Origin of the sequence: uncultured Parolsenella sp. (genome assembly GCF_958346945.1) — a bacterium.
Classification (GTDB): domain Bacteria; phylum Actinomycetota; class Coriobacteriia; order Coriobacteriales; family Atopobiaceae; genus Parolsenella.
Window position 1 is genome coordinate 1 of sequence record NZ_CATVTL010000009.1, and the last position, 25,005, is coordinate 25,005.

Below are 25,005 nucleotides of genomic sequence, written 5' to 3' on the forward strand. Positions count from 1 at the left end.
CCCTGTGGGGGCGGGGCGTGTCTGCGGGGGCGGGCCTGTTGGCGCGGCCGACCCGCTCGTACCGCCCTCGTCTCGCAGCAGGCGGGACCAGGCGGGGACAGAGGGACGTGCCTTTTGTCCCCGTTTGGCGGGGACGAAGGACCCGTCTCTCTGTCCCCGCAGGGCTTCTCGCGCTAGGACAGCTTGGGGCCGCGGGCGTACCACAGCAGCGTGCCCGAGATGGAGGGGTCGCGCGGGTCGCCGTTGAGCTCGACGGCTGCGATGGAGCCCGGGGCAAAGTCGATTTGGCAGTCGCAGAGGCGCGTTAGCAGCTCGTCCATGAAGGGGATGTGGCCCACGGCGGCCACGCAGGCGTCGTCGGGCGTGGCGGCGAGCTCGTCGAGGAAGGTGGCCTGGTCCTGCTCGAACAGGCAGGGCAGGTTGCGGGTCTCGACGATCTGGATGCCGTTGCCCACGAGCGCGGGCGCCAGCGCGGCGCTCGTCTGCTTGGCGCGCAGGGCCGGGCTCGCCCACAGGTGCGCCTGGCGCGCGCTGTGGAGCTGGGCCATCGCGTGGCGGAAGGTGGGGGCGAGCGCCTCGGCGGCGCCGGGAACGAGCGGACGGTCGATGTCGTCCGTGCCAAGCTGGGCCTTTTTCGCCTTGCCGTGACGGACGAGGATGATGGTGCGTGCCATTGTTGGCCTCCTTTTGTCGTAGTTGTTCTTCTCCCCGTTTTGGGTACGGTTTAGCAGGGATTCTTGAGATTCGATTTCGTTTGCGTGGGGCGCGGTATAGTTGACGCCTGCAATCCGCGCCCGGCGTCGCGGGCGGTCGCGCCCGCGCGGGCCCACCATATGGAGGGGTTCATGATCATTCGCCTCAACAAGGCCGTTCTGCACGTGCTCGACCTCGACTCGGCCGTGAGCGTGCTGTCGAAGGCCGAGCTCGACCTCGAGGAGAAGCCCGTCAAGGCCTACGTGCAGAGCATCTGCCGCAAGGCTCTGGGGTCGACCGACTGCCGCCATGGCAGGTTTGGCTCCGACAACGCGCTGTCCACGAAGGTGAGCCGCTACCTGCATGGCGCCGACGAGTTCGTTCCGCTGACGGCCGACATGGCCAACTTCGTGTTTGGCGAGATCCAGCGCGCCGACGGGGCCAAGAGCACCGACATGCTCGTGGTCGACTTCATGGATGGCGAGGACGTGCGCTACCTGGGGCTTTTCCTGCTCGAGGGCAAGAAGGCGTTTGTGCATGAGGTGAGCCAGGCGGGCACGATGGTGAGCTGCGACATCGTGAGGCGCTATGGCGTGCTGCCGGCGGCGACGCAGAAGCTCGCGAGCTGGGCGGTCGTGCGTGCCGATAACCTCGAGATTTCCTACGTGGACAAGCCGCGCACGATCGACGGGCAGGAGACGCTCGTGCTGCCCGAGGGCCTCTTGCAGTGCACGAGCGAGGCGAGCGCGCGCGAGACGATCGACTGTGTGACCGAGATCGTCGAGAAGGTGGCCGAGGAGCACGGCGCCAACGCGGCGCTCGCGCTGTCGAAGGCCAAGGCGTTCGTGGCCGAACAGGTCGACGAGTGCGACAGCTTCTCGCGCGACGGGCTGGCCGAGAAGGTGTTCGAGGATTCCGAGCCCGCGCGCAAGGCGTTCGAGACCGAGGCCGAGGTGCGCCACCTGCCCGAGAACGTGGCGGTCGACCGCAGGGCCGTGGCGCAGAAGCGCGTGCGGTGCCACCGCATCGTGACCGACACGGGCATCGAGGTGTCGTTCCCGGCCGAGTACGGCGACGACCCCGAGTTCATCCAGTTCTCGACCGAGGAAAACGGTTTGATCTCGATTGAGCTCAAGAACATCGGCAGCATCGAGAACAAGTAGGTGCGCGAGGGCGGCGCGGGGAGACCCGCGTCGCCTATTTTGTTGGGCGGGGGGGCGGCCGGCGAGGCTGCCGCGCCGTGTGCGGCCGCGGTGGGCGTGCGGCTAAGATTGCCGCGCCGTGGGGCGGACCGACCGTTTGGAGGAACCCTAATCGACTTCTGTACACCATGGCTGGGTATGGGTGAGTAGCCTGGTATCTGCCACCCTTTCTACCTGCGATTTTGTGGGGGCATTGCGTTGCTCTACTCGAGCTGTCGCCAAGTTGGTGTACATAGGCTGATCAGCTTGCGTCCGCGTTGGCCGCTGGAGCCGTGCGCGCTCGGCGGCTTCGCTGAGGGGCTAATCAGCTTATTCTTGCTTGTTTAGCGACCGGGCGGGTATGCAGGATGCCACCGGCCTTTCTACCAGCAGCTTTACAGGGGCGCTATGCCGCTCTACTCGAGCTGGCGCCATACAAGCACGAAAAAGTTGATCAACGCATTGCGGGTGAGTGACCGCCACGTCGAGCGTCTGCGGGGCGAGTACCGGGCGGCCTACGCGCGCTTTACGAGGGCTGGGGTTGCTTGCTGGGCGGGCGCTGATCCCGCTGGGGCTAATCAACTTATTCGTGCTTGTTTGTCGGTTGGCCGGGTAGGGCTGCCAAATGGGCTTCTGCCAACTGGGGTTTTACCGTGGTGGTCGCCCCTTCTACTTGGTCTGCCCCGTTTTAAGCACGAAAAAGCTGATTAGCGTATCGTCGGCTTTGCCGCTCGACGCGCCGCTGCCTCTGTTGGACGAGCAAATTGTGGAGATGTCTTCACATTGTTGACGCGGTGGGGAAGGGCGCGTATATTTCTTTTTTGCGCAAGCGCGCACTTACACAGTGCGGGGTGGAGCAGTCTGGTAGCTCGTCGGGCTCATAACCCGAAGGTCGTAGGTTCAAATCCTGCCCCCGCGACCAAATGTTCAAGGCCATCGACTTAGTCGATGGCCTTTTTCGTGTCTCGATGCTGTTTCCGCGCTCAACGGCTCGGTGGCCTGCTCCGCTTGGGGCACTTGGGCTCATAGGGCAAATGCGTGCTCGCTTCCAGAGCGCCTACGCAGGTTGATGCCCTTAAGTTCTGGTCGAGCCGTCGCCCTGCAAAACGGCCGTCGAGCACTCGTCGGTTAGCTGCTCGATCTCCTTCTGCGGGCCCCTGTCGTTCATGGCGTCTCCAGTTTTGTGACCATGCGGGCTGCTAATGGCCTCAGAGTGCGCCCTGGTGCGCGACAAAAGCGTGGCTGGCCGGGCCAACCTTGCCTTTGGATTAATGTCCGCGTTGAGCGATACATTCGGGATGCCCAGATGAATCGGGACAAGTCAAAAGGACCGCGCCGAAGGCCGTGACGCGTCATGACAGTACTGCTTACCAGGATATTTCTTGTGACCCTGTGCACCTTGCTTGTCGATTTGGGAATCGACCTCTTGGACAGGCACCGTGCCAAAGCGGCGGGGCATACCGAGATTGAGCCGATGCGCAGCCTACTGGCCCGAGCCCTGCTTAAGGCGGTGCTGGCCGGAATCATCTACGGCATCCTGCTTTTGATTCTTGGCCGTGCGCTGTGATGCGTTGCCCACGCTCCGCCCATCATAGCTCTCCGCTAAAATGCAAGGATCGCGGAGGGCTATGCTGGAGCAAGTGACAGGTTCGCCCGAACAGGGGAGTGCGTATGGGCAAGAAGATTGCCGTCGTTCACAAGAAGCGGGGCTGCCTGTGGTACTGCGCGGCATTCGTGCTGCTGTGCCTGGCCATTTACGCGCTGGCCTTCGTGGCGTGCGTCGCCGCGGGCGTGGGCCTGTGGTTCCTCGTCCGTTACTGCTGGCGCAAGCTTGCCCAGCAGGCGCCCGACTCCAAGTTCGTGAGGCGCGTGGGCTCGTGGCCTCCCGTCGTGCGGCAGGTGCTCGCGGGCGTCGCATGCGCCTTCGTGTCGCTGCTGCTCATGGGGTCGCTCGCGCCCAGCAAGTCCCCGCAGCAGCAGGCGGCCCCGGCGGTCGCCACCGCTGCAGCCTCGACTGCCGCAGCGACCACGGCCCCCGCAACGACCGAGGCCCCCGCGGCCACGCCCGCGCTCGACAACCTCGTCGTGCGCTTCGTTGACGTGGGCCAGGGCGACGCGAGCATCATCGAGTTTCCCGACGGCAAAACCATGCTCATCGACACGCCCACGGGCGAGGCTGGTACGGTAAAGTCCCAGCTTGCGGCCGATGGACGCAACACGATCGACTGGCTCGTGGCCACCCATCCTGACGCCGACCACATCGGTGGGCTCGACACGATCATCTCGACCATGGACGTGCGCAGCGTCTGGGCGCCCGAGGTCAACAGCTCGACCAAGACCTACACGCGCTTCCTCACGGCCATTGCCGACAAGGGTCTGTCGATTGAGCCGTGCTATGCCGGCCGCACCGTCGCAAGCGGGGAGAACTATACCGCCGAGCTCCTGTGGCCCGAGCAGGGCGCGAGCTATTCCGAGGACAACGCCTACTCGGCCATCATCAAGGTGACCTACGGCAACAGCACGTTCCTCTTTACGGGGGACGCCCCGGCCGAGGCCCAGAAGCTGTGCGGGGCAGGCCATGTTGACGTGCTCAAGGTGGCCCACCACGGCAGCGCTTCGGGTATGGACACCGAGCTCGCGAGCAAGCTGACCCCAAGCGCGGCCGTCATCTCCTACGGCCAGAACAACTACGGCCACCCCACCCAGGTGGTGCTTGATGCGCTCGCGGGCGTGGGCACGCACGTGTACGGCACGCGCGTAAACGGCACCGTCACGGCCGCCTCGGACGGCACCACGGTGAGCGTCACGAGCGAGCGCGAGGGTAGCGTCGAGGCGGCGAGCCAGGACGCGGGCAAGAGCGGCCGCTCCATCGGGCACGGCTCTGGCACCGGCTCGGGAGGTGGTTCCAGCGGCAGTTCGAGCGGCTCGGGCGAGTCGTCGGGCGCGGCGGCTGGTGGCGGCCAGAGCGTGAGCGGCGACGAGCAGGTGGGCGACGTGGTGTACGTGACGGCCTCGGGCAAGGGCAAGCGCTACCATCGCAAGGGCTGCTCGAGCCTGAACAACTCGAGCGGCCTCGTGGCGATGTCGCGCTCCGAGGCGGAGTCGCAGGGGTATACCCCGTGCAAGAGGTGCAACCCGTAGGGTGCCTGTGGGCGCCGGCGTGGTGCGCGAGAAGCGAGGAGGAGACATGCAGGCAATTATCGACCGCATCGAGGGCAACATCGCGGTGCTCGAGGTCGATGGCACGCGCTTCATGGACGTGCCGCTGGCCGAGCTGCCGGCGGGCTGCGGCAAGGGCGACGTGCTGCGCGGCATGCCCGGCGCCTGGGCCAAGGACGATGCCGAGAAGGCCGCGCGTCTCAAGCTCAACGCCGACCTCATGGCCAAGTTGTTCAAGCACTAAGGGCGGCGCGCGAAGGCAGTGAGGGGCGCCGGCGATATCTGTTTGGGCTGGTCGCGCGAAGGCTGCGGAGCGAAAGCGCGCCAGAGACGCCCACCCCGGCATGGTGGTGCGCGAGCCATGCCGGGCGCTGCGAGATGCGAAAGCCTGGCTCCCGCTGGGCTTCCTATGCCCTCTCCCTCGCGAGGTAGCTGACCAGGTAGCCGGTGGCCTCCTTGAGCGCGGCACCGTGGAAGCCATGGCCGGCACCGTCGATGAGGTGCAGACCAGCGTGGTCGTAGACCGCGGCCGCCCTCTGCGAGTAGCGTGGGTCTACCAGCTCGTCTGCCGTGCCGTGGGTGATGAGCACGGGTCGCCCGTAGACACCAATCTCCGCATAGGGGTCGAGGTTCCAGGCGTCCCGCTCTTCTCGGCCACCGTTGACGCCGCTGCCTCGTTCGTCTCGGCCGCAAAGTCTGGCAGGGCGAGGTCACCCACGATGCGACCCTTCTCGGACTCGATCACGTGCTCGACGACGTGCATGGCCCCTCCTTGGTTGCGCCTCTTCTGCCACCCATGCTACTCGTTATCACCATTTATCGATAACGCTTCAACTTCTGATATTAAGGGCTGAAGAAATGGTTAAAACAGTGATGCGTGCCATCGAGCGCGAGACGGGCCTGTAGGCGCGGGGCGCGGCTGCGGGCGCAACCCATGGAGGGGGAAACATGGATCTGAAGCTCAAGGACAAGGTCGTTCTCATCACCGGCGCCACGGGCGGCATTGGCTCGGCCATCACCCGCGCGTTTGCCGCCGAGGGCGCCAAGCTCGCCATCTCGTCGACTCGCCAGGAGAAGCTCGACGCCCTTATCCCCACGCTGGGCCTCGACGAGGACCACGTCAAGGGATTTGTGGTCGACGCCACCAAGGAAGACCAGGTCAAGGCCTTTGTCGAGGGCGCGGCCGAGTACTTTGGCACCGTTGACGTCGCCATTCCCAACGCCGGCTACGAGGGCAAGTGCGTGCCCATCCAGGACGTTGACATGGACGAGGTCAACAAGGTCTACGCGCTCAACGTCTTTAGTCCGATGTATGTCATGAAGTACGCCGTGCCCTACATGCTCAAGCAGCAGTCGGGCTCGATCGTGGTCATTGCCTCGGCCGGTTCCTACACCCCGGCCGCGACGATGAGCACGTACTGCTCGAGCAAGTATGCGGTGGCGGGCCTCACCAAGTGCGTGGCCAACGAGGTGGGCGCCGCGGGCGTGCACGTCAACTACATCTGCCCGGGGCCGGTCGATACGGACATGATGCGCCGCATCGAGTTCGACACGTTTGGCGACACGATGAGCCACGAGGAGGCCGAGAAGATCTTTGCCGGCACGGCGCTCGACAAGCGCTACTGCCGGCCCGAGGAGGTGGCGTTTGCGGCCCTCTACCTGGCGTCCGAGGTCTCGGCGCACACGACGGGTATGCCGCTGCACCTCGACTCGATCGTCACGGGGTAGTCGCTGGTTTTATAAGCGTGGCTGTGGGGCTGCTCCTTTTCGGAGCGGCCCCTTTTTGCTGTACGCTTTCCCGAGAGCCTGTTTGATTGGGGAGATATGGTTACGCTGGATACGCTACGAGAACAAGGAAGCGTCGTTGTGCTGCGCGCACCGGTCTCCGGGCGCGTTGCGGCGATTGGCGACGTGCCTGACCCCGTGTTTTCCGCCGGTATGCTTGGAGCGGGCTGTGCCGTTTGGCCCGACGAGGATGTTGCGTATGCGCCGGCCGCCGGCACGGTGAGCGCGGCCATGCCTCATGCCTTTGGCATCGCCGCCGATGACGGCGTCGAGCTCCTCGTCCATGTGGGCATCGACACCGTTGAGATGCGTGGCGAGGGCTTTGAACTGCTTGTTTCCCAGGGCGACCATGTCGAGGCCGGTCAGCCCCTTGTGCGCTTTGATCGCGAGCGCGTGGCCGCGGCGGGCCATCCCGATTGCGTGGTGCTTGCCGTGACGAACTCTGCGGACATGACCTGCGTCGATTTGCTTGTAGAGCCAGGCGAGGAGGTCTTTGCGGGCGATGAGTTTGTGAAGTGCATGTTGGGATAAGGTGCGGCCGCATTCTGGATAGCGCTGCAAAGTGCTCGCTGGGTTTGCTGGCTCAAATCTGTCAATGTAAACGATTTCCGGTGCAGTAGATGCAGCGCAAGAAGCAAAGTGCACCCCCGTTTGGTGCGAATTTCGTACCAAACGGGGGTGCGATGGGTTCAGTTGCACCCGCTGAAAGCAGAATGGGCCGTCTGTGCTATCCGCTAATTGAAGGGCGCTGCACCGGAAAACGTTTACACTGACACTTCTGCCGTGGCGAGCTGCCTCTCATGCGCGTCTTACTCGATGTGGGTGAGAATAGAGTGGGGCGTTGCGAGCTGAGCTCGCAACGCCCCATCGTACTTGATGCGCTTGGCTCCTACTGCGCGGTGTAGCCGCCGTCGATGTAGAGGTTGTGGCCCGTGGTGAACTCGTTTTCCACCAGGAAGACGACGCCGTGGGCAATCTCGCTGGCCTGACCCAGGCGGCCCAGCGGGTGCAGGCTCTTGAGGTGCTCGATGCCCTCCTTGCCCATCGTTCCCTCGTTGACCATGCCGGTCTCGATGTAGCCGGGGTTCACGGTGTTCACGCGGATGCCGTACTTGGCAAGCGCCAGTGCGGCAGACTTCGTGAGCAGGTTCACGCCGCCCTTCGAGGCGTTGTAGTGCGGCAGCAGCGGGTCGCCCACGCAGCCCTCGATGGAGGAGGTGTTCACGATGGCGCCGCCGTTGCCCTGCTTCTCCATCTGCAACGCCGCGTACTTGATGCCGTAGAAGACACCGGTGAGGTTGATGTCGATGAGCTTGCGGAACTCCTCGCCGCTCATCTGGTCGACGGGCGCCATGCCGCCGACGCCAGCGTTGTTGAACATGATGTCGACGGAGCCAAAGGTCTCGACGGCGAAGTCGACGAGAGCCTTGACGTCGTCCTCGTCGCTGGTGTCGGTCTGGCGGAAGATAACGTCGGGCGCGATTTCCTTGAGCTGAGCCTCTGCTGCGGCGCCACGCTCGGCGTTACGGCCGGCGATGACGACCTTGGCACCCTTCTTGAGGAAGGCCTCGGAGGTGGCCAGGCCAATGCCGGAGGTTCCGCCTGTAATCACCGCTGTCTTGCCGTTGATGTCGAACATGATTGCCCCTTTCGCTGATTGAACACAACGGTTTCGTTATGCCCAGCGGGGCGATATGAGTTAACAGTTGATGTGTGAACGGTGGGTTTACGGGCTTGAACGAGCGCCTTATGCGTTCCGAGGGATTCGTGCGTCTGGATTTGTCACTGTAGCCGGTTTCTGGTGCAGTGGGCGGGGCGCCAGGAGGTGGCTGGCTTCCCATTTAGTACGAAAGTCGTACTAAATGGGGGCGCGTAGGACTGCCGGGGCCTTCTGAACTGTTCCCGAGGGCGTTCGTTTGCGTTTTGATTGTCCGCTAAATTTGGGGGCGCTGCACAGGAAACCGGTTTCACTGACATTTTGGCCCGGCCGAACATGTTCGCTTGGCTCAGGCTGTCACTGTAACCGGTTACACGTGCGGCCAGTGCGGCATGTGGGCTTGCGAAGTGGGCCGTTTGGTCCGAGATTCGTACTAAATGCGGTCGTTGACGTCCCTAATGCGGTGCGGCGGGCCTTTGGCTGGCGCCGGGGCTTGCCAGGACTATCCGCTAATCAGTCGCTACCGCACGTGTAACCGTTTTCATTGACAGTTTCGGCGCCACGAACCTCCTAGGGGCTTGATGCCTGCTCGGCCTAGTGAATCTTGCGGGTCGAGTAGTTGTCGAGGTGCGGGCCGCAGCTCGAGACGACGATCTTGCCGCTCATGCGGTCGAATGCAAAGTAGACGCGGATGTCGCCTCGGTCCTTGCTGTGGCCATTGCCCTTGCCGATGTGCGCCTCGCAGTTGAGCTCGCGACCCTGGTAGACGTCGCGATACTGGGCCATGAGCCAGGGGTCCTTGCGCGTCATCATCCCGGCGTTGGACGCAAACTCGAAGGTCGACCGCGCGCGGAACTCGCCCTCGATGTCGCGCGCGCCGCTCGCGTACAGCCCGTGCGCCACGCACGCGAGGTCGCGCAGGGCGTTCCAGACCAGCTCGGTGCTCGCCTTGCATTCCTTGCGAAGCGTCTTCCAGCCGCGTTCGGTAAAGTCGAGCCTCTCGGGATACGCATCCACCATGAGCTGCCCCACGGCCTCGGGGGTCTTGGGCCAGCTGGGTAGCTCAACGGTCTCGCCCGCCCCAGTACCGCCGTTCGTCCCCAGCGTCCACGAGCTGCTGAGCTGTGCCGTGAGCTGTCGATTCTCCTCCTCGAGCTGCAGTGACAGGTCGAGCGCCTCATCGATCTGACGCTGGGCGTCCGCCTTGCTCAGGGTCTCGATGCGCCGGGCCTCGCGTATCACGCGCGTCACGCGCAGCTCGCTGCGAATCTCGGCAATGCCTAGGGGCTGACCCGTGCGCACGGGCTGCTGGGCCAGCGCCCGGTGGAGAATGGCCAGCAGCTGCTCCTCGCCCAGCTCCTGCGCGCGGGCAAACGAGAAGAAGCGGTGCCGCCTTGCGTCCTCCGGGCGCTCAAAGCGCGGCAGTGGAGCGTAGACGCGTACTGTGCCTCCGTCGCAGCGCAGGTCGAGGTTGGGAAGCCCCGCGTCCATCTCGGCGCAAAAGTCCTGGTCAATGGAGTAATAGACGCGAGCGCTCGTGCCCAGCATGGCGGCGAGCGCCCGAACGTCGAGCGCGTGGCGCACCACGGTCCCATCGAACTTGGGGCTTACGAGAACGGCCGGCGTCGTACGCCCCGGCTTGCTCGCAAACCGCCAGAACGCATCAAAGTCGCCGGCCCCAAGGCCAATCGCGTGCAGCGACGCGGGCAGCCCCGACGTCGTGGCCTCGAGCCAGTCGCACTCGACGATGCCCCTCACGAGTCCCGGCACGCTTGCCTGCGGTTCGTCCAGGATGGGGCCGAGAAACCCGGAATAGTCAGCGTACGAGACGGCGACGGAGACGGTGCCGCTCGCGAGGCCCTCGCGCGCCGCAAAGCCAACCGAGGTGCGCCACTCACGCGGGGCGCACTCGCCCTCGCGAAAAGTCTCGCGAATGGTGCCCGCCCAGCTCACGCTGCCGTCCTCGCGCTGAACGAGGGCCGACTCAAAGGCCACGCCTGACACGTCGAGCTCGGCGCGCGTGCCCACCTTGAACCTGCTCCAGCGCTCGATGTCTCGCGGGACCTCGGGCCACTTGCGGCATATCCAGCCGCGGACGCACTGGATGAGGCCCCAGAGCGCGTCGGCGCCATCGGCCGCGGCAACCTCGAAGGTGGTGGAGTAGAACGGCACGTGTTCAAGGTCGCTGGCGCGCATGGGCTATCCCTCTAGTAGCTCGGTAATCTCCCTCACGATGTTATCGCAGGTCATGCCGCATGCGGCGAGAAGCTCCGCTGGTTCGTAGCGGTCGGGGAAGCCATGGGGCAGGCCAAAGCAGCGCACGCGCGTGCCGTCTGCACCCAGCAGGCAGGCGATGCGGCTGCCAAACCCGCTGTCGAGCACGCCGTCCTCGAGCGTCGCGACGAGGCGCGCGGTGCGTCCCAGGCGCACCACCCAGTCGCGGTCGATCCCGCAGGCGTAGCGCGGGTTCACCAGGGTGACGTCGATGCCCGTGGCGGCAAGGCGCTCGACCACCTGCTGACCCAGCGGCATCGTGGCACCGAGGGCGAGAAGCGCCACCTCTCCTGACCCCTCGCGCACGATCTCGGGCTCGGCGGCGGCAAAGCCGTTGGTCGGCAGCGCAACGTCGGCGCGGCTCACGACGCCCGCGCCCGGCACGCGAATGGCGACCGGGCTGCCCTCGTAGCCGCAGGCCCAGTCGAGCATGGCGAGGTACTCCTCGCGGCAGGTGGGCGCCAGGTAGGTGAGGCCTGGCATGTCGCCCAGCATCGCGATGTCATAAAAGCCCAGGTGAGTGGCATCGGTCGTGCCAAAGGCGCTCGAGCCAAACACAAGGATCGTGGCGGGCGAGGCGTTGAGGCAGATGTCGTGCCACAGCTGGTCGTAGGCGCGTTGCAGAAACGTGCCGTAGACGCCCCAGACGGGGTGCGCGCCGCCGACGGCGAGGCCCGCGCAGAGCGTGGCCGCGTGTTCCTCGGCAATGCCAACGTCAACAAACTGCTGGCCAGCGGCCTCGCGGCGGTCTGCCGTGAAGCCCATCATGTAGGGCGTGGCGCTCGAGACGGCAACGAGGTCGCGGTCGGTGCGCATGCGGCCCAGCAGGTACTCGCCCGTGAGGTCGGCGTAGGTGGCGGGCGGCGCTTCGACGATGCCGCCGCTTGCGCGCCCACCGCCCAGCTTGGCGCCCGTCTCGGGGTTAAAGGGACCCACGTGGTGCCAGCTCTCCTCGTTGGCCTCGGCGGGCGCAAAGCCCAGGCCCTTGCGGGTGTGCACGTGCACCACGATGGGGTGTGCGCAGCCCTTTACCTGCCGCAATGCCGCCTCGACGGTAGCCTCGTCGTTGCCGTTCTCGACATAGCGGTAGTCGAGGCCCAGCGCGCGGAAGGGGTTGTCGGTCGCGGTGCCGCCCGTCTCGCGCAGGTGGGCGAGGCTCGCGTACAGGCCGCCATGGTTGGGGCAGATCGACCATTCGTTGTCGTTCACCACGATGACGAGGCCGCTGGCGAGCGTCGCCGCGTCGTCGAGGCCCTCGAAGGCGAGGCCGCCCGAGAGCGACCCGTCGCCAATCACGGCAACGACGTCGTGGCTCTGGCCGGCGAGGTCGCGGGCGCGGGCGAGGCCCACCGCGAGGCTCACCGAGGTGGAGGTGTGGCCCATCGAGAAGTGGTCGTGCTCGCTCTCGACTGGGCTCGCGAAGCCCGAGAGGGTGCCCATGCGCTTGGGGTCGAGGTAGTTCCACGCGCGGCCGGTGAGCATCTTGTGGGCGTAGGTCTGGTGCGAGACGTCGAAGACGAGCTTGTCAGTGGGGGAGTCGAACACGCGGTGGAGCGCCACCGTGAGCTCGACGATGCCGAGATTGGGGCCGAGGTGGCCACCGATCTTGGCGCAGCTGTCGATGATGGCGTGGCGAATCTCGGCGCAGAGGACGGGCATGGCCTCGCGGGGCAGCGCCCGCACGTCGGCGGGAGAGTCGATGCCCTCAAGATACATGTGCCCTCCTTAGTTGCTGCCTGGCGCCGCGCGCGTTCGTGACCTTATAGATTGGCACACTTACCCGCTTAAGTTGTGGCGGGCTCGTGCGGGCGCAGAATTTGGGGAGTGAGCGGCGCGCGTGACAAAGGGGCCAGAGCCCTTTGTCACCTTTTCTGTAAAGAGGGGGGCGGCCGGCGGTCGTGGCGCGTGGGCGCAGGGGTGGCTGGGGAGTGAGCGCGCCTTGCCGCCCTGCCCGTCTTGCCCTAGTGCCGCACGAAGTTGCGGATGGGCTCGCCGGCCGCGAGGTGGGCGAGGTTCTCGGCCGCGATGCCCACGATGTTGTCGAGCACGCAGGCCATGTGGAAGCCGCCCGAGACATGGGGCGTGAGCAGCAGGTTCTTGGTGTTCCAGAAGGGGTGGTCGGCCGGCAGGGGCTCGGGCGTCGTGACGTCGAGTGCGGCTCCGGCGAGCCTTTCGCTCTCGAGCGCGGCCACGAGGGCGTCTGCCACCACGAGGTCGCCGCGCCCGCCGTTAGCAAAGTAGGCGCCCGGCTTGCATACCGAGAAGAACTTCTCGTTCGCAAGACCGCGGGTGGCCGGCGTGCTGGGGAGAAACGACGCTACGACGTCTGCCTCCGCAAGCTCAGCGGCCAGCGCGTCCATCGTCACGACTCGGCTGAAGCCCGCCGGGGCCTCGCCACCGTGGCGGTTGGCGCCCACGACGGTGGCGCCCATGCCGGCGCACAGGCGCGCGAAGTGGCCGCCAATGTCTCCCGTGCCCAGCACGAGCACGCGCGCCCCGTCAAAGGTCGTGACTGGCCCCAGGTCTGCCCAGTTGTGCTTGCGCTGGCAGTCCTGGTAGGTGGGGAGACGCTTCATGAGCGAGAGCGTCATGGCAAAGAGGTGCTCGGAGACCGCCTGGCCATAGGCGCCAACGGCACAGGCAAGCGCGGCCGCGGCGGGCACGGTACCTGCGGAGATGTAGCTGTCGTAGCCGGCCGAGTTGAGCTGCAGCAGCCTGAGGTTGGCGGCGTGGCCAAGCAGCGCGGGCGAGACGTTGCCCACGATGACGTTGGCCTCGGCTACCTGCTCGGCCGAGGGTGCGCCCACGTCCAGCGGGCTTGTGGGCGTCACGTAGGTGTAGCGGGCGTGGGGCGCGCCGGTCTCGAGGCGGGCGCGCTGCTCGTCCGTAAGCGGCAGCAGCACGAGGACGTTGAGTGGGTTCGATGCGGTCACGCGGGTCTCCTCTCGTCGACTCTTCGCCGCCATTGTACGGCGCGGGGCGGGGGGGACGTCCCGTTCGCCCGCATCCTTCTCGGCTGCGGCATCACGGGTGCTATAGACTGGACGAGGCAATAACCCAAGGAAGGGAAAACCATGGCCAACACTAGCAAGACCTCCGCGGCCGACGTGGCGCTTGCCGAGGAGCTCATCGACTTCATCCAGAAGAGCCCGAGCATGTTCCACACGGCGGCGACCATCCGCACCTATCTCGACGAGGCGGGCTTCACCTACCTGCCCGAGACCGCGGCTTGGGAGGTGCGTCCCGGCGGCTCGTACTACACCTGCCGCAACAACTCGAGCGTCATCGCCTGGAAGGTGGGCGAGAAGCTCAACGACGAGGCCAGCTCGTACCACTTCCAGCTTGCTGCCTCGCACTCCGACTCGCCCACGTTCAAGCTCAAGACGGCTTGCGAGCTCGACGGCCCCAGCTCCTACCTGCGCCTCGACACCGAGGCCTACGGCGGCATGATCGACTACACCTGGTTCGACAAGCCGCTGTCGCTGGCCGGCCGCGTGCTCGTGCGCGACGGCGCGCGCATCGAGAGCCGCCTCGTGTCGCTCGACCGCGACGTGGCGCTCATCCCGAGCCTCGCCATCCACATGAACCGCGCCATGAACGAGAAGTTCTCGCCCAACCGCGCGAGCGACCTGTGCCCCATCATGTCGGCCGGCGACTGCACGGTGGGCACCGTTGACGCCCTGGTGGCCGAGAGCCTGGGCGTGGCTCCCGAGCAGATCGTCGCACGCGACCTGTTCCTCGTGAACCGCCAGCGCCCGTGCGTGTGGGGCGTGGCGAGCGAGTTTGTGTCCTCGCCCAAGCTCGATGACCTGGCCTGCGCGTTCACCTCGCTCAAGGCGCTCCTCGCGAGCGACAACCAGCGCGACGTGAGCGTCTACTGCTGCTTTGACAACGAGGAGGTTGGCTCCAACACCAAGCAGGGCGCGATGTCGACCCTGCTCGCCGACACCCTGGGTCGCATCAACGCGGCACTGGGCAAGGACGAGGAGGCCCTGCGCCGCGCCATTGCCGGCTCGATGCTCGTGAGCTGCGACAACGCGCACGCCGTGCACCCCAACCAGTCCGACAAGTCCGACGCCCTCAACCGCTGCGTGCTGAACGGTGGCATCGTGGTGAAGGAGGCCGCGAACCAGAAGTACTGCACCGACGCCTTCTCGCGCGCGGTGTTCGCGGCGGTGTGCGCAGACGCCGGCGTGCCCGTGCAGGTGTTTGCCAACCGCAGCGACATGGCGGGCGGCTCCACGCTGGGCAACCTGTCGAACACGCAGGTCAGCACGCACGCCGTTGACGTGGGCCTGCCGCAGCTGGCTATGCACTCGAGCTACGAGACGGGTGGCACGCGCGACGTGGCCCTGGCGATCGCGGCGGTGAAGGCGTTCTACGACGCCGACGTCCGCATCGACGGTGCCGATGGTGCCACGCTGGCGTAGTGGCTGCTAATTTGGATTGACGCGCGGGCGCCCCGCTGCCGACGCCGTTCGGCGGCGGGGCGCCTTTTTGGTTGAATGGGTGCGGGAGTGAGGTGGAGCGCGATGCCGGCGGGCCGGTTCGAGCCGGTACGATGCCGGCGGTCCGGGTAGGCCGGTGCGATGCTGACGGGCCGGGCGGGTACGCCGCGCGGACTCGCGGCCAGCCCGCTACTTCCACAGCTTCTTGACGATGAGGACGACCAGGGCAGCGACGCCCAGGAACAGGGCGATCTGCAACAGCGTTGCCACCAACGTGATGACGATGAACCACATGAACTGAACGGTCGTCTCGCTCATGGTCGCCTCCCCGCTGGCGGCTGTCCTTTATTAAATTGTACGGGATGCGCCTCTCAAAAAAAGCCCGCGATGGCGGCGCTTGCGCGTGCCATCGCGGGCATGGGTTGGTGCCTGCAGTTTTTCTCGGCCAAGTCGTTCGGGTGTTGCCCGGCGTCCCTCTCGGCTGGGCCATTGGGACGCCGCCTGACCTCCCTCTCGGCCTACTCGTCGCCGAAGGAGATGCCCAGGAGCTTGGCCTCCCGGATGAGCTCGCAGTTGGGGTCGACGTACTTGAGCTTGCCGGCCACCTGCTCGAGCGGAACGCGCGCCATGTGGCCGTCACGCTGGGCAATCATGTAGCCAAACTCGCCCGCGAGCGCGCCGCGCGCGGCCTCGACGCCGCACTGGGTGGCAAAGATTCGGTCCTGGGCGCTCGGCTCGCCACCGCGCTGGGTGTGGCCCGGCACCGCCACGCGAATCTCGCGGTCGGTGCGCTGGGCAATCTCCTCGGCGATGTCGTAGGCAACGGAAGGCTGCACCCTCGCGGCCACCTTCTTCTTGTAGTCCTTCTTCTTCATGGCCGCCTCCTCGCGCGAGATGGCGCCCTCGGCCACCACGACGATCGCGAAGCGCCCGCCGTCCTTCTCGCGCCGCTCGATCGCGGCGACCACGTTGTCCATGCTGTAGGGAATCTCGGGGATGAGGATGACGTCCGCGCCGCCGGCGATGCCCGCATACAGCGGGATCCAGCCCACCTTGTGGCCCATGATCTCGATGACGAAGACGCGACGGTGGCTGTTGGCCGTGGTGTGGATGTCGTCGATGCACTTGGTGGCGATGTCGATGGCGCTGGGGAAGCCAAACGTCATGTCGGTGCCCCAGGTGTCGTTGTCGATGGTCTTGGGCAGCGCGATGACGTTGAGGCCCTCATCGCGCAGGCGGTTGGCCGTCTTGGTCGAGCCGTTACCGCCTAGCACGAACAGCACGTCGAGCTTGAGCTTGCGGTAGGTGGCGATCATCGCCGGGACCTTCTCGACGCCGTCGGCCTCGGGGACGTCGAGCAGCTTGAACGGGGTGCGCGAGGTGCCCAGGATGGTGCCGCCCTGCGTGAGGATGCCCGAGAAGTCCTTCCACTTCATCTGACGGTAGCGGCCGTAGATGAGGCCCTGGTAGCCGTCCTCGAAGCCGAAGATCTCGACCTTGTCCTTTGAGTTCTTGAGGATGGTCTTGACGATGCCGCGCATCGTGGCGTTGAGAGCCTGGCAGTCGCCGCCGCTCGTGAGCAGGCCGATTCTAAACATGTTCATCCCTCCTGTGGGCGCGCGCAGGGGCGCGGTCGCGGCCGGGGAGCGCCGCGGCGTTGGTTGCGGTTTTCCTTGCGCATTAGTGTTGCACAAGCGGGCGTGCCCGTTGCGTAAACGTTTGGGTAGGGGCGAGGCAGCGGGTTGGGTAGTCGGCCCGGTCGTCCGTTGTCCAACTGGGGTTTGCCGGTTTGGGAAGCTCTCTACTTTGGCAACCACCGATTCGGCTACACAACTGATGGGGTAATTTGCCGGGTCCGGCCTGCGAGGGGGCATCAGTCTGCCAAAAAACACATCAAATAGGTAACCTCCGGCGCGCGTGCCAAGTAGGTCGTCTGCCGGCCCATTGGCCAACTGGGGTTTTATTGCCATGAGGGTCGCTCTACTCGAAGAGTCCCTCGTAGGTTACCTATTTGATGGGTTTTCGAATCAGGGGCTTCCCCAATGCCCTGCCGCCAACAACGACACTTGACGTGGCAACCGCTCGCCGTATAATCCAATGCCGTTGCGCGAACAAAGGCTTGCGCAACACAGCTGGGGGTGCTCGCAAGAGCTGAGAGGATTTCCAACCCCTTGAACCTGACCTGGTTAGGACCAGCGTAGGGAAGCTCTCCGCTTTACGGCGGCTTTTCTCGTGCCACGGCCGTATGCCGTTGGCCACCGGTCCCACCTTGCAGATTCGTCCTCTCTACCGAGCCCGCGCCTGCCACCTGCGAAAACGCAACTCATAGGGAGAGGAAACCATGTCCGACGAATCCTGCTGCGAGGGCTGCAACCGCCCCGATCTTCCTTGGGCCGGCCGCGGCACCAGCCTGCCCATCTCTGGCTGCCGCTTCTCGCTCTACCCCATGTGCGACAACTTCGTCGACATCATCCTGGGCGCCCTCGGCCGCGTCGACACCTCGGCCGTTTGGAGCGAGTCCGATGCCCTCTCTACCGTCTACCGCGGCAAGCTGCCCTACGTCATGGACGCCGTCGCGGGCCTGTTCGCGAGCGCCTGGACCGAGAACGTCCACATGGCGCTCGAGGGCCAGGTCTCCAAGGGTTGCCCCGGCGATGTCTCGGGCGACTCGGTCCTGAGCGTCGAGGGCGAGGCCCCCAACCACGCGCTGGTCGAGGCGGCCACCCAGCCGGCCCTGTGCAAGCTCGCCCTCTATCCCATGGGCGTGGGCGACTACATCGACGACATCGCGGCCGTCTGGCGCATGGCCGAAGACCGCGGCCTCAACCCCACCACGATCCATTACGCCACGCGCATCGAGGGATCGATCCGCGACATCTTTGCCTACCTGCAGGACGTCTGCCAGCTCATGGAGGACACCGAGAGCGTCCACCACTACGTGCTGCACTTCACCATTAACGTCAACAGCCCGACGGACGAGTCCGCCGAGTAGGACCGCGCGGTGCCGCCGTCCATGGCGACCGTGCAACCGTGCGCGCATCCACCGCGCACCGCGGTGGATGCGCAAAAGACCAGCGTTACGGGCCCGCGGGGTGCGGGCCAACACGATGCCCGCGAGCCGGGCGAGAGGGGATAGCAATGGCTAACGAGAAGGACAGCGCCAAGGGCGGCTGGAAGCTTCAGGAGATCATCTTCGTGGCGATGCTCTGCATCGTCTTTGGCGTGGTCTACCTCATCGCGGTGTACGCCGCCGCCGCGATGGTCGCCGCGTTCACGCCGATGGGCATCGGCCCCATGGGCAACGAGATCGTCTTTGGCATCTGGTTCATGGTCTCGACGCTTGCCGCCTACATCATCCAGCGCCCGGGCGTGGCCCTCGTGTCCGAGGTCATCGCCGCGCTCATCGAGGTGCTGCTTGGCAACATGTACGGCCCCATGGTCATCGTGACCGGCCTCGTGCAGGGCGCCGGCGCCGAGCTTGCCTTTGCCCTTGGCCACTACAAGAGCTTCAAGACCAAGGACATGATGCTCGCCGCCGTCTTCTGCACCGTCATCAGCTTCGTGTGGAGCTTCATCCGCTCGGGCTACGGCCTGCTCTCGATTCCCGTGCTCGTCATGTTCTTCGTGGTACGCCTCGTGAGCTCCGTCGTGTTCTGCGGCTTCCTGTCCAAGGCCATCGGCGACGGCCTGGCCAAGACCGGCCTGCTCAAGGGCTATGCCCTGGGCCGCAACCGTGCCTAGCGCAAGCGTCGACAACTGCGTCGCGGGTGGTCGGGGCGTCGCAAGCGCCCAGGCCGCCGCGAACGGCTACGGCGCCGCTGCCGCTGCCGTCCCGGCGCCCGCACTCGAGGCGCGGGGCCTCGCCTTTCGCTACGGCGAGGGCGCAGCCCCCGTGTTCAGCGACCTCTCCCTGACCGTTGGCCGGGGGGAGGTCGTCCTCGTGATGGGGGCGTCTGGCTGCGGAAAGTCGACCCTGGCCCTGTGCCTGGCGGGCCTCTACCCCACCTATGCGGGCGAGATGGAGGGCCTCGTGCTCGCCGGCGGGCGCGACGTGGCCCAGATGGGCGCGCGCGAGCGCAGCCGCGAGGTCTCGATCCTGTTCCAGAACCCCGACAACCAGTTCTGCATGGACACGGTCGAGCGCGAAGTGCTCTTTGCCCTGGAGAACGTGGGTTACGAGGGCAGCCTGCGCGACCGCTGCCATGAGCTGCTGACCCTCGTGGGCCTTGAGGACCGCGCTGCCGAGAAGATCGGGCGACTCTCCGGCGGCCTCAAGCAGAAGCTCGCCCTGTGTACCGCGCTTGCCTGCGGGGCCCGCACGCTCGTGCTCGACGAGCCGTTCGCGAACCTCGACCCCGCGTCGTGTGCCGCGGTCTCTGCCGAGCTGCGTCGTCTTAATGCCGAGATGGGCGTAACGCTTGTGGTCGTTGACCACCGCGCGGAGTGGTGGCTGCCGTTTGCTACGCGCGTGGTGCTCATGTGCGGGGAGGGCAGCCTCGACGATGCCTCGTTTTCGGCGGGGGAGTGGCCCGCCCATGCGGCCGATCTTGCCGCTGCCGGGCTCTTCTCGGGCAACGAGTGGGCCGCGGGCTACGCGCCCGTCGATCTGGGCGAGAGGGGTGGCGCGGGCGATGACGCCGGCGATGACGTTGCCAGCTGCGGTGCCGTCGTGCTTGCGCATGGCCTGAGCTGCGGCTATGGTCGCCGCCGTGCCTACGCCCCGGTGCTTAAGGACGTGAGCCTCGACGTGGCCCGAGGAAGCGTGGTGGCTCTGGTGGGCGTATGCGGCAGCGGCAAGTCGACGCTGCTCCACGCCATCGCCGGTGCGTGCGAGACGCGCGGGAGCCTTGTCGTCGAGGGTCGCGTGGGCCTCGTCTTCCAAAACCCGCGCCTGCAGTTTTTGGCCCTCACGGTTGCCGAGGAGGTGCTCGTGACGCTGCGCGCGGCCAACCCCGGCGCCAGCGAGGAAGAGCTCGAGGCCCGCGTACCGGCGCTTCTCGACGAGTTTGCCCTCTCCGGCCTCGCCGAGCGCTCGCCCTACGAGATCTCGCAGGGGCAGCAGCGCCGCCTCGCCATGCTCTCGATGCTTGCCGGAGCGGCCGACGTGCTGCTGCTCGATGAGCCCACCTATGCGCAGGACGAGCGCTCGACGCGCCTCATGCTCGACATGCTCATGGGCCGCGTGGCGGCGGGCCTCACCGTGGTCATGGCCACGCACGACCTCACGCTTGCCCGAGCCATTGCCAATAAAGTGCTGCTTGTGGAGGATGGGCGCGTCCGCGAAATCTCGCGCGACGAGCTTACGCGCTTCGAGCGGAGCCTGGAGGGGGTGGGTGAGCGATGAGGAGCCTCAACCCCGGAGTCAAGCTCGCGGCGCTCATCGTGGCGTCGCTGCTCCTGTCCGTGACGTTCAACACGCGCGTGAACCTGGCCGTGGCGGCGCTGGCTATCGTGGCCACGCTTTGCTCGCGCGGGTGCAACCGCAGGGGCCTTGCGCTCGCGATGCTGCCGTTTGCCATCACGGCGCTCGCTATGTTCGTTACCGGCCTCATGTACGGCGCGAGCGGCAATGCCTCGGCGGGCGTCGAGGCAGACATGTTTGGCCAGCGCACGCTGTTTGCGAGCGACTGGACCACGGCCGCGCAGCTTGCGAGTCGCGTGCTGGCCTACGGAGGCCTAGGCATGGCGTTTGCCTTCACGAGCGACGCGTTCGAGCTGGTCATGAGCCTGATGCAGCAGTTCCGCCTGCCGCCCAAGTTTGCCTACGGCGTGCTTGCCGCCTACCACTTCTTCCCCGTGGTGCGCGACGAGTACGGCGAGGTGGGCCTTGCGCTCAGGGCGCGCGGCGTGCGCGTGGGGCCCTTCTCGCCCCGTCGCGTGGTGCCCATGCTGGCCCACGCCCTCGAGCGCTCCGAGAGCCTTGCAATGGCGATGGAGTCGCGCGGGTTCGAGGACGGGGCGCCGCGCCGCTGCGCCTTCGAGGTGCCCCTGCGCGCCCGCGACCTCGTGTTTGCCGTGGGACTCAACGCAGGGATCGTCGCCGCGCTCGTGCTCGTTCCGTAATCCGTGACAGAGGGACGGCTCTAATGTCCCCGTTTGGCGGGGACAAAAGACCCGTCCCTCTGTCCCCGCTGATAGATGATTGGAGAGACGGAGTCATGGTGGAGTCGAAGGCTGCCGAGTGGCGCAGGCTGTGCGCGGAGTACCCCGATATGAGCCCGCTTGTGCTGCTCAAGATTTCGATGGTGTGGCATGGCGCGCGCCTGACCGCCCGCGCGCTCGCGCGGCTGCAGCGGCCCGACTATCGCTTTGCCTCGGACGAGCCGTTCGAGATCGCCTTCGCCGGCCGCGCCACCCAGCGCGCCGTCATGCCCGGCGGCGTGCTGCTGCGCGACGCCACCTACGTCTACATCAACTGGGGCGAGACCTACGACGACCCCTACGTTATCGACTACGACGCCGCCACCTGCGAGTTCACGCTGCGCGAGCCGGCGTCGGGCACGATTTTGGCCGATGGCGACGAGGCACCCGGCGATGCGCGCGAGGGCCTCGTCGACGTGATCGGCTTTACCCCGCGCCCCGCGCTCTATGACTTCGAGACGAGCGCGGGCACGCCGGCCGACGCCCTGGCAGACGCCCGCGCCCAGAAGCTCATCCTCACCGCCTACCGCCGCTGCGAGTTCTGGCGCGAGGGCAGGCAGTGCCGCTTCTGCGCCCTGTTCACCCGTCGTGGCCAGGACCCCGAGGTGCCCTGCGCCGAGATCGCCGAGGTCGTGCGGGCAGCGCTCTCCGAGCCGGGCCGCTACTCCCAGCTCTACATCTCGGGCGGCTCCGACTTCGACGGCGAGCCGCCCTTCTCGCGCGAGGTCGCCCGCTACGCCCGCGCGCTCTCGGCCATGGGACAGGGCTTCTCGGCGCCCTTTGCCTCGCAGCTCATGGCGCCTGCCTATGACGCCGACACCCTGGCCCACCTGCGCGAGCTTGCACCCGTGAGCTCCTACAGCCCCAACCTCGAGGTCTGGGGAGCGGGCCAGTTTGCCCGCCTGTGCCCGGGCAAGGACGCCCACGTTGGCTACGACGAGTGGTTGCGTCGCACGGTGGACGCCGTGGACGTCTTTGGCCGCGGCAACGTGTACACGCAGCTCGTGGGCGGTGCCGAGCTCGCGGGCGAGGGGGCCGCCGCGAGCGTCGGCGACGCGGTGGCGCAAAACGTCGAGGCGTGCGACTGGTTTGCCCAGCGCGGCGTCACATGCCTCTCGGTGATTTGGCGCCCGCACCGCCGCGCGGTGCTGGGCTGGCGCCCCATGCCGCCCATCGACTACTACGTTCGCCTTGCGCGCGAGATGCACGCCGTGCGCGCCCGCGCGGGGCTTGCCGCCTTCGAGGACGACTACAAGGCTTGCGGCAACCACCCCGACGCAGACCTCGAGCGCTGCGACCTGGACGTCTGGCGTCGCTTGGGCGAGACGAGCGCGAGCGACCCCGCCTTTACCGCGGGCGCCACACCTGCGGGCGACGATGCGACCCGTCTGCACGCCCCGTTCGTTGCCGACGCTCTGGCCGTTGAGGTCTTCTCGGCCTCTGAACTGGGCATTATTGGTGGCAGCGTGACGAACGACACCTACGTGGTGGCCCTGCGCGAGGACCGCAGCGACGCCGGCGCGGCCCTTGCGCATGCCCTGTGGTTCAACGAGCCCGTGGAGCTGTGGCTGCGTGAGCAGGGTGGCTGGCGCTACGTGCAGGCCCGCGTGTGGCGCTGCGACATCGTGGGGCCGGTCTTCTCGGCCGCGCTCGCCCACGTGCGCGCGGGGTCGGCCACGGCGGAGGTCGCCAGCGCCTGGGAGCTGCGGGCTGTTCGCAGTGAGCTCGTCTCGAGCGCACCCGTTGCGAAGGCCCCCAGCCGCTCTCCCCGCCCCGAACTCCACCTCGACAACCCGCTTCTGCACTAGGTTGGTTGCCCGCCCTGCAGGCGTGCGCCGTTGGTGACGCCGCCGCTCCTTCGACCAAGACCTGCGCGCAGGTCCTCGTTGACTGCCTCAAGGCCGAGGGCGTGGAGTACGTCTTTGGCATCCCGGGCGAGGAGAACCTCGACCTGATGTTTGCCCTCAAGGGCTCGGGCATCCGCTTTGTCCCCACACGCCACGAGCAGGGCGCCGCCTTCATGGCCGACGTCTACGGCCGCCTCACGGGCCACGCCGGTGTCTGCCTCGCCACGCTGGGCCCGGGCGCCACGAACCTCGTCACCGGCGTGGCCGACGCCTTCCTCGACGGTGCGCCCCTCGTGGCCATCACGGGGCAGGTCTCCAGCGAGCTCATGCAGCTCACGAGCCACCAGTACCTCGATCTTTCGGCGATGTTTGCGCCCATTACCAAGCGCAGCAAGGTTGTGATGCGCCCCGACACCGTGGCAGAGATCTGCCGCCTGGCCTTCAAGTACGCCGAGGCCGCAAAGCCCGGCTCCACCCACATCGACCTGCCCAAGAACGTGGCGCACATGCCCAGCACGGCTCGCCCCATGCGTCGCCAGCAGCCGCCCGCGCTCTACGCCGACCCCGCGAGCGTCATCGAGGCGGCCCGTCTCATCTCCGAGGCCAGAAATCCGCTGCTCCTGGTGGGTGCCGGCGCCGTGCGCGCCAACGCGGCCGAGGCCGTGAGGTCGCTGTCCGAGCGCCTGCACATCCCCGTGGTGCAGACCATGATGGGCAAGGGCATCGTCCCCTGGGACAGCCCCTGGCGCCTGGGCGTGGTGGGCATCCCGCAGCATGACTACATCATCGACGCGTTCGACCAGACAGACCTTGTGATTGGCGTGGGCTACGACCTCATCGAGTGCGCGCCCAAGAAGTGGCACACCCACGAGATGAAGATCGTGAACATCTCGGGCCTTCCGGCCGACGTCAACCAGCTCTACGAGCCCGACGTCGAGGTCACGGGCGACATCTCCGACAGCATCTACCAGATCCTGCGCGTGGCGAAGCGCGAGGGAGCGCCCGAGCCCGCGGCGCTGCTCGCGGTGGGCAAGCGCCTGCGCGACGACTTCGACCGCATGGCCGCAAGCGACGCCTACCCCATGAAGCCGGCGCGCATCCTGGCCGACGTGCGCTCGGTGCTGGGCCGCCACGACATCCTCGTCTCCGACGTGGGCGCCCACAAGATCTGGATTGGCCGCAACTACCCCTGCTACGAGCCGCGCACCTGCCTCATCTCCAACGGCTTCGCCTCGATGGGCTTCTCGGTTCCCGGCGCCATCGCGGCCAAGCTCGTGCACCCCGAGCGCCGCGTGCTGGCCGTCACCGGCGACGGCGGCTTCATGATGAACTCGCAGGAGCTCGAGACCGCCGTGCGCGAGCGCATTCCCATCGTGGTCCTCATCTGGGAGGACGAGCACTACGGGCTCATCCGCTGGAAGGAGGAGGAGCAGTTTGGCGACACGTTTGGCGTGGGCTTCTCCAACCCCGACTTCAAGGCCTATGCCGAGGCCATGCACTGCCACGGCTACGAGGTGACGAGCGCCGCCGAGCTCATGCCCACGCTCGACATGGCCTTCTCCCACGACGACGCGCCGAGCGTGGTGGTCGTGCGCGTCGACTACTCCGAGAACATGGCCCTGACCGAGCGCCTGCGCGAGCGCTACGGGGAGTAGGGGCTAGCTCGGCTGCCACCCTCGCTGGTGGGGACAGAGGGACGTGTCTTTTGTCCCCGCCAGACGGGGACAGTAGGCGCGTCCCCCTGTCCCCGCGCGCGTTTCTCTCGCAAAAGGCGAACTATTGTTCTATACTGATGCCGAGAAGAACACGCCTAGACTGGG

At 66.6% G+C, this 25,005-nt stretch carries 22 protein-coding genes, 1 tRNA gene and 1 riboswitch; of the genes, 14 read left to right on the forward strand and 9 right to left on the reverse strand.

Annotated features, from left to right (window positions below):
* Positions 1–173: 173 nt before the first annotated feature.
* Positions 174–674: a histidine phosphatase family protein gene (locus Q3866_RS05955; protein ID WP_301830360.1), complete on the reverse strand. Its 501-nt coding sequence runs from the start codon at positions 672–674 to the stop codon at positions 174–176.
* 171 nt (positions 675–845) lie between these two features.
* Between Q3866_RS05955 and Q3866_RS05960 the strand changes: the two genes are divergently transcribed.
* The 5 genes from Q3866_RS05960 to Q3866_RS05980 all read left to right on the forward strand — a co-directional run bounded on the left by Q3866_RS05960 (position 846) and on the right by Q3866_RS05980 (position 5,277).
* Positions 846–1,856: a nucleoid-associated protein gene (locus Q3866_RS05960; RefSeq protein WP_293673913.1), complete on the forward strand. Its 1,011-nt coding sequence runs from the start codon at positions 846–848 to the stop codon at positions 1,854–1,856.
* An 863-nt stretch (positions 1,857–2,719) separates the two neighbouring features.
* Positions 2,720–2,796, forward strand: a tRNA-Met gene (locus Q3866_RS05965).
* 432 nt (positions 2,797–3,228) lie between these two features.
* Positions 3,229–3,441: a hypothetical protein gene (locus tag Q3866_RS05970; RefSeq protein ID WP_301830363.1), complete on the forward strand. Its 213-nt coding sequence runs from the start codon at positions 3,229–3,231 to the stop codon at positions 3,439–3,441.
* Between the two features lie 104 nt (positions 3,442–3,545).
* Positions 3,546–5,015, forward strand: coding sequence for a ComEC/Rec2 family competence protein (locus tag Q3866_RS05975; protein WP_301830364.1), 1,470 nt, complete (start codon positions 3,546–3,548; stop codon positions 5,013–5,015).
* A 46-nt stretch (positions 5,016–5,061) separates the two neighbouring features.
* Complete coding sequence (locus Q3866_RS05980; RefSeq protein ID WP_293673460.1) at positions 5,062–5,277, forward strand: DUF3006 domain-containing protein; 216 nt, start codon at positions 5,062–5,064, stop codon at positions 5,275–5,277.
* A 163-nt stretch (positions 5,278–5,440) separates the two neighbouring features.
* Here the strand turns inward: Q3866_RS05980 and Q3866_RS05985 are convergent, their stop codons facing one another.
* Together Q3866_RS05985 and Q3866_RS05990 are read right to left on the reverse strand one after the other, a co-directional pair.
* The gene (locus Q3866_RS05985; protein WP_301830366.1) at positions 5,441–5,623 is read right to left on the reverse strand and encodes a hypothetical protein; all 183 of its coding nucleotides are present in this window, start codon (positions 5,621–5,623) and stop codon (positions 5,441–5,443) included.
* On the reverse strand, positions 5,587–5,796 hold the full coding sequence (locus Q3866_RS05990) for a hypothetical protein (protein ID WP_301830368.1): 210 nt from the start codon (positions 5,794–5,796) through the stop codon (positions 5,587–5,589). Before Q3866_RS05990 ends, Q3866_RS05985 begins: the two co-directional genes overlap by 37 nt.
* Positions 5,797–5,981: 185 nt before the next feature.
* On the opposite strand from Q3866_RS05990, the gene Q3866_RS05995 reads away from it, so the two are divergent.
* Both Q3866_RS05995 and Q3866_RS06000 read left to right on the forward strand, forming a co-directional pair.
* Positions 5,982–6,761 carry an SDR family NAD(P)-dependent oxidoreductase gene (locus tag Q3866_RS05995; RefSeq protein ID WP_301830370.1) on the forward strand — a complete coding sequence of 260 codons (780 nt, stop codon included), beginning with the start codon at positions 5,982–5,984 and terminating at the stop codon, positions 6,759–6,761.
* Positions 6,762–6,857: 96 nt separating this feature from the next.
* Positions 6,858–7,349 (forward strand): PTS glucose transporter subunit IIA, encoded by a 492-nt coding sequence (locus Q3866_RS06000; RefSeq protein WP_301830372.1) that lies wholly within the window; start codon positions 6,858–6,860, stop codon positions 7,347–7,349.
* 358 nt (positions 7,350–7,707) lie between these two features.
* Here the strand turns inward: Q3866_RS06000 and Q3866_RS06005 are convergent, their stop codons facing one another.
* The 4 genes from Q3866_RS06005 to Q3866_RS06020 form a co-directional block, all read right to left on the reverse strand.
* Complete coding sequence (locus tag Q3866_RS06005) at positions 7,708–8,457, reverse strand: SDR family NAD(P)-dependent oxidoreductase (protein WP_301830373.1); 750 nt, start codon at positions 8,455–8,457, stop codon at positions 7,708–7,710.
* A 612-nt stretch (positions 8,458–9,069) separates the two neighbouring features.
* The gene (locus tag Q3866_RS06010) at positions 9,070–10,671 is read right to left on the reverse strand and encodes a hypothetical protein (protein WP_301830374.1); all 1,602 of its coding nucleotides are present in this window, start codon (positions 10,669–10,671) and stop codon (positions 9,070–9,072) included.
* A 3-nt stretch (positions 10,672–10,674) separates the two neighbouring features.
* The gene (locus Q3866_RS06015; RefSeq protein ID WP_301830375.1) at positions 10,675–12,465 is read right to left on the reverse strand and encodes a 1-deoxy-D-xylulose-5-phosphate synthase; all 1,791 of its coding nucleotides are present in this window, start codon (positions 12,463–12,465) and stop codon (positions 10,675–10,677) included.
* A 245-nt stretch (positions 12,466–12,710) separates the two neighbouring features.
* Positions 12,711–13,682 carry a D-2-hydroxyacid dehydrogenase gene (locus Q3866_RS06020; protein ID WP_301830377.1) on the reverse strand — a complete coding sequence of 324 codons (972 nt, stop codon included), beginning with the start codon at positions 13,680–13,682 and terminating at the stop codon, positions 12,711–12,713.
* Positions 13,683–13,823: 141 nt separating this feature from the next.
* Here Q3866_RS06020 and Q3866_RS06025 point away from each other — a divergent pair, with 141 nt between their 5' ends.
* Positions 13,824–15,179 carry a M18 family aminopeptidase gene (locus Q3866_RS06025; RefSeq protein ID WP_301830378.1) on the forward strand — a complete coding sequence of 452 codons (1,356 nt, stop codon included), beginning with the start codon at positions 13,824–13,826 and terminating at the stop codon, positions 15,177–15,179.
* A gap of 207 nt (positions 15,180–15,386) precedes the next feature.
* Here Q3866_RS06025 and Q3866_RS06030 read toward each other — a convergent pair whose 3' ends face one another.
* Both Q3866_RS06030 and Q3866_RS06035 read right to left on the reverse strand, forming a co-directional pair.
* On the reverse strand, positions 15,387–15,515 hold the full coding sequence (locus Q3866_RS06030) for a hypothetical protein (RefSeq protein ID WP_301830379.1): 129 nt from the start codon (positions 15,513–15,515) through the stop codon (positions 15,387–15,389).
* Between the two features lie 200 nt (positions 15,516–15,715).
* The gene (locus Q3866_RS06035; RefSeq protein ID WP_367881375.1) at positions 15,716–16,795 is read right to left on the reverse strand and encodes a 6-phosphofructokinase; all 1,080 of its coding nucleotides are present in this window, start codon (positions 16,793–16,795) and stop codon (positions 15,716–15,718) included.
* 526 nt (positions 16,796–17,321) lie between these two features.
* Positions 17,322–17,418: riboswitch (TPP riboswitch) on the forward strand.
* A gap of 120 nt (positions 17,419–17,538) precedes the next feature.
* Here Q3866_RS06035 and Q3866_RS06040 point away from each other — a divergent pair.
* From Q3866_RS06040 to Q3866_RS06065, 6 genes are all read left to right on the forward strand, one after another.
* On the forward strand, positions 17,539–18,189 hold the full coding sequence (locus tag Q3866_RS06040) for a YkoF family thiamine/hydroxymethylpyrimidine-binding protein (RefSeq protein WP_293825887.1): 651 nt from the start codon (positions 17,539–17,541) through the stop codon (positions 18,187–18,189).
* A 146-nt stretch (positions 18,190–18,335) separates the two neighbouring features.
* Positions 18,336–18,938: an ECF transporter S component gene (locus Q3866_RS06045; RefSeq protein WP_301830382.1), complete on the forward strand. Its 603-nt coding sequence runs from the start codon at positions 18,336–18,338 to the stop codon at positions 18,936–18,938.
* Positions 18,931–20,541: an ABC transporter ATP-binding protein gene (locus Q3866_RS06050; protein ID WP_301830384.1), complete on the forward strand. Its 1,611-nt coding sequence runs from the start codon at positions 18,931–18,933 to the stop codon at positions 20,539–20,541. The genes Q3866_RS06045 and Q3866_RS06050 overlap by 8 nt, the downstream gene beginning before the upstream one ends.
* The gene (locus Q3866_RS06055; protein WP_301830386.1) at positions 20,538–21,260 is read left to right on the forward strand and encodes an energy-coupling factor transporter transmembrane protein EcfT; all 723 of its coding nucleotides are present in this window, start codon (positions 20,538–20,540) and stop codon (positions 21,258–21,260) included. Before Q3866_RS06050 ends, Q3866_RS06055 begins: the two co-directional genes overlap by 4 nt.
* A gap of 95 nt (positions 21,261–21,355) precedes the next feature.
* Complete coding sequence (locus tag Q3866_RS06060) at positions 21,356–23,146, forward strand: radical SAM protein (RefSeq protein WP_301830388.1); 1,791 nt, start codon at positions 21,356–21,358, stop codon at positions 23,144–23,146.
* Between the two features lie 5 nt (positions 23,147–23,151).
* On the forward strand, positions 23,152–24,840 hold the full coding sequence (locus Q3866_RS06065) for an acetolactate synthase large subunit (RefSeq protein ID WP_301830391.1): 1,689 nt from the start codon (positions 23,152–23,154) through the stop codon (positions 24,838–24,840).
* Positions 24,841–25,005 lie beyond the last annotated feature (165 nt).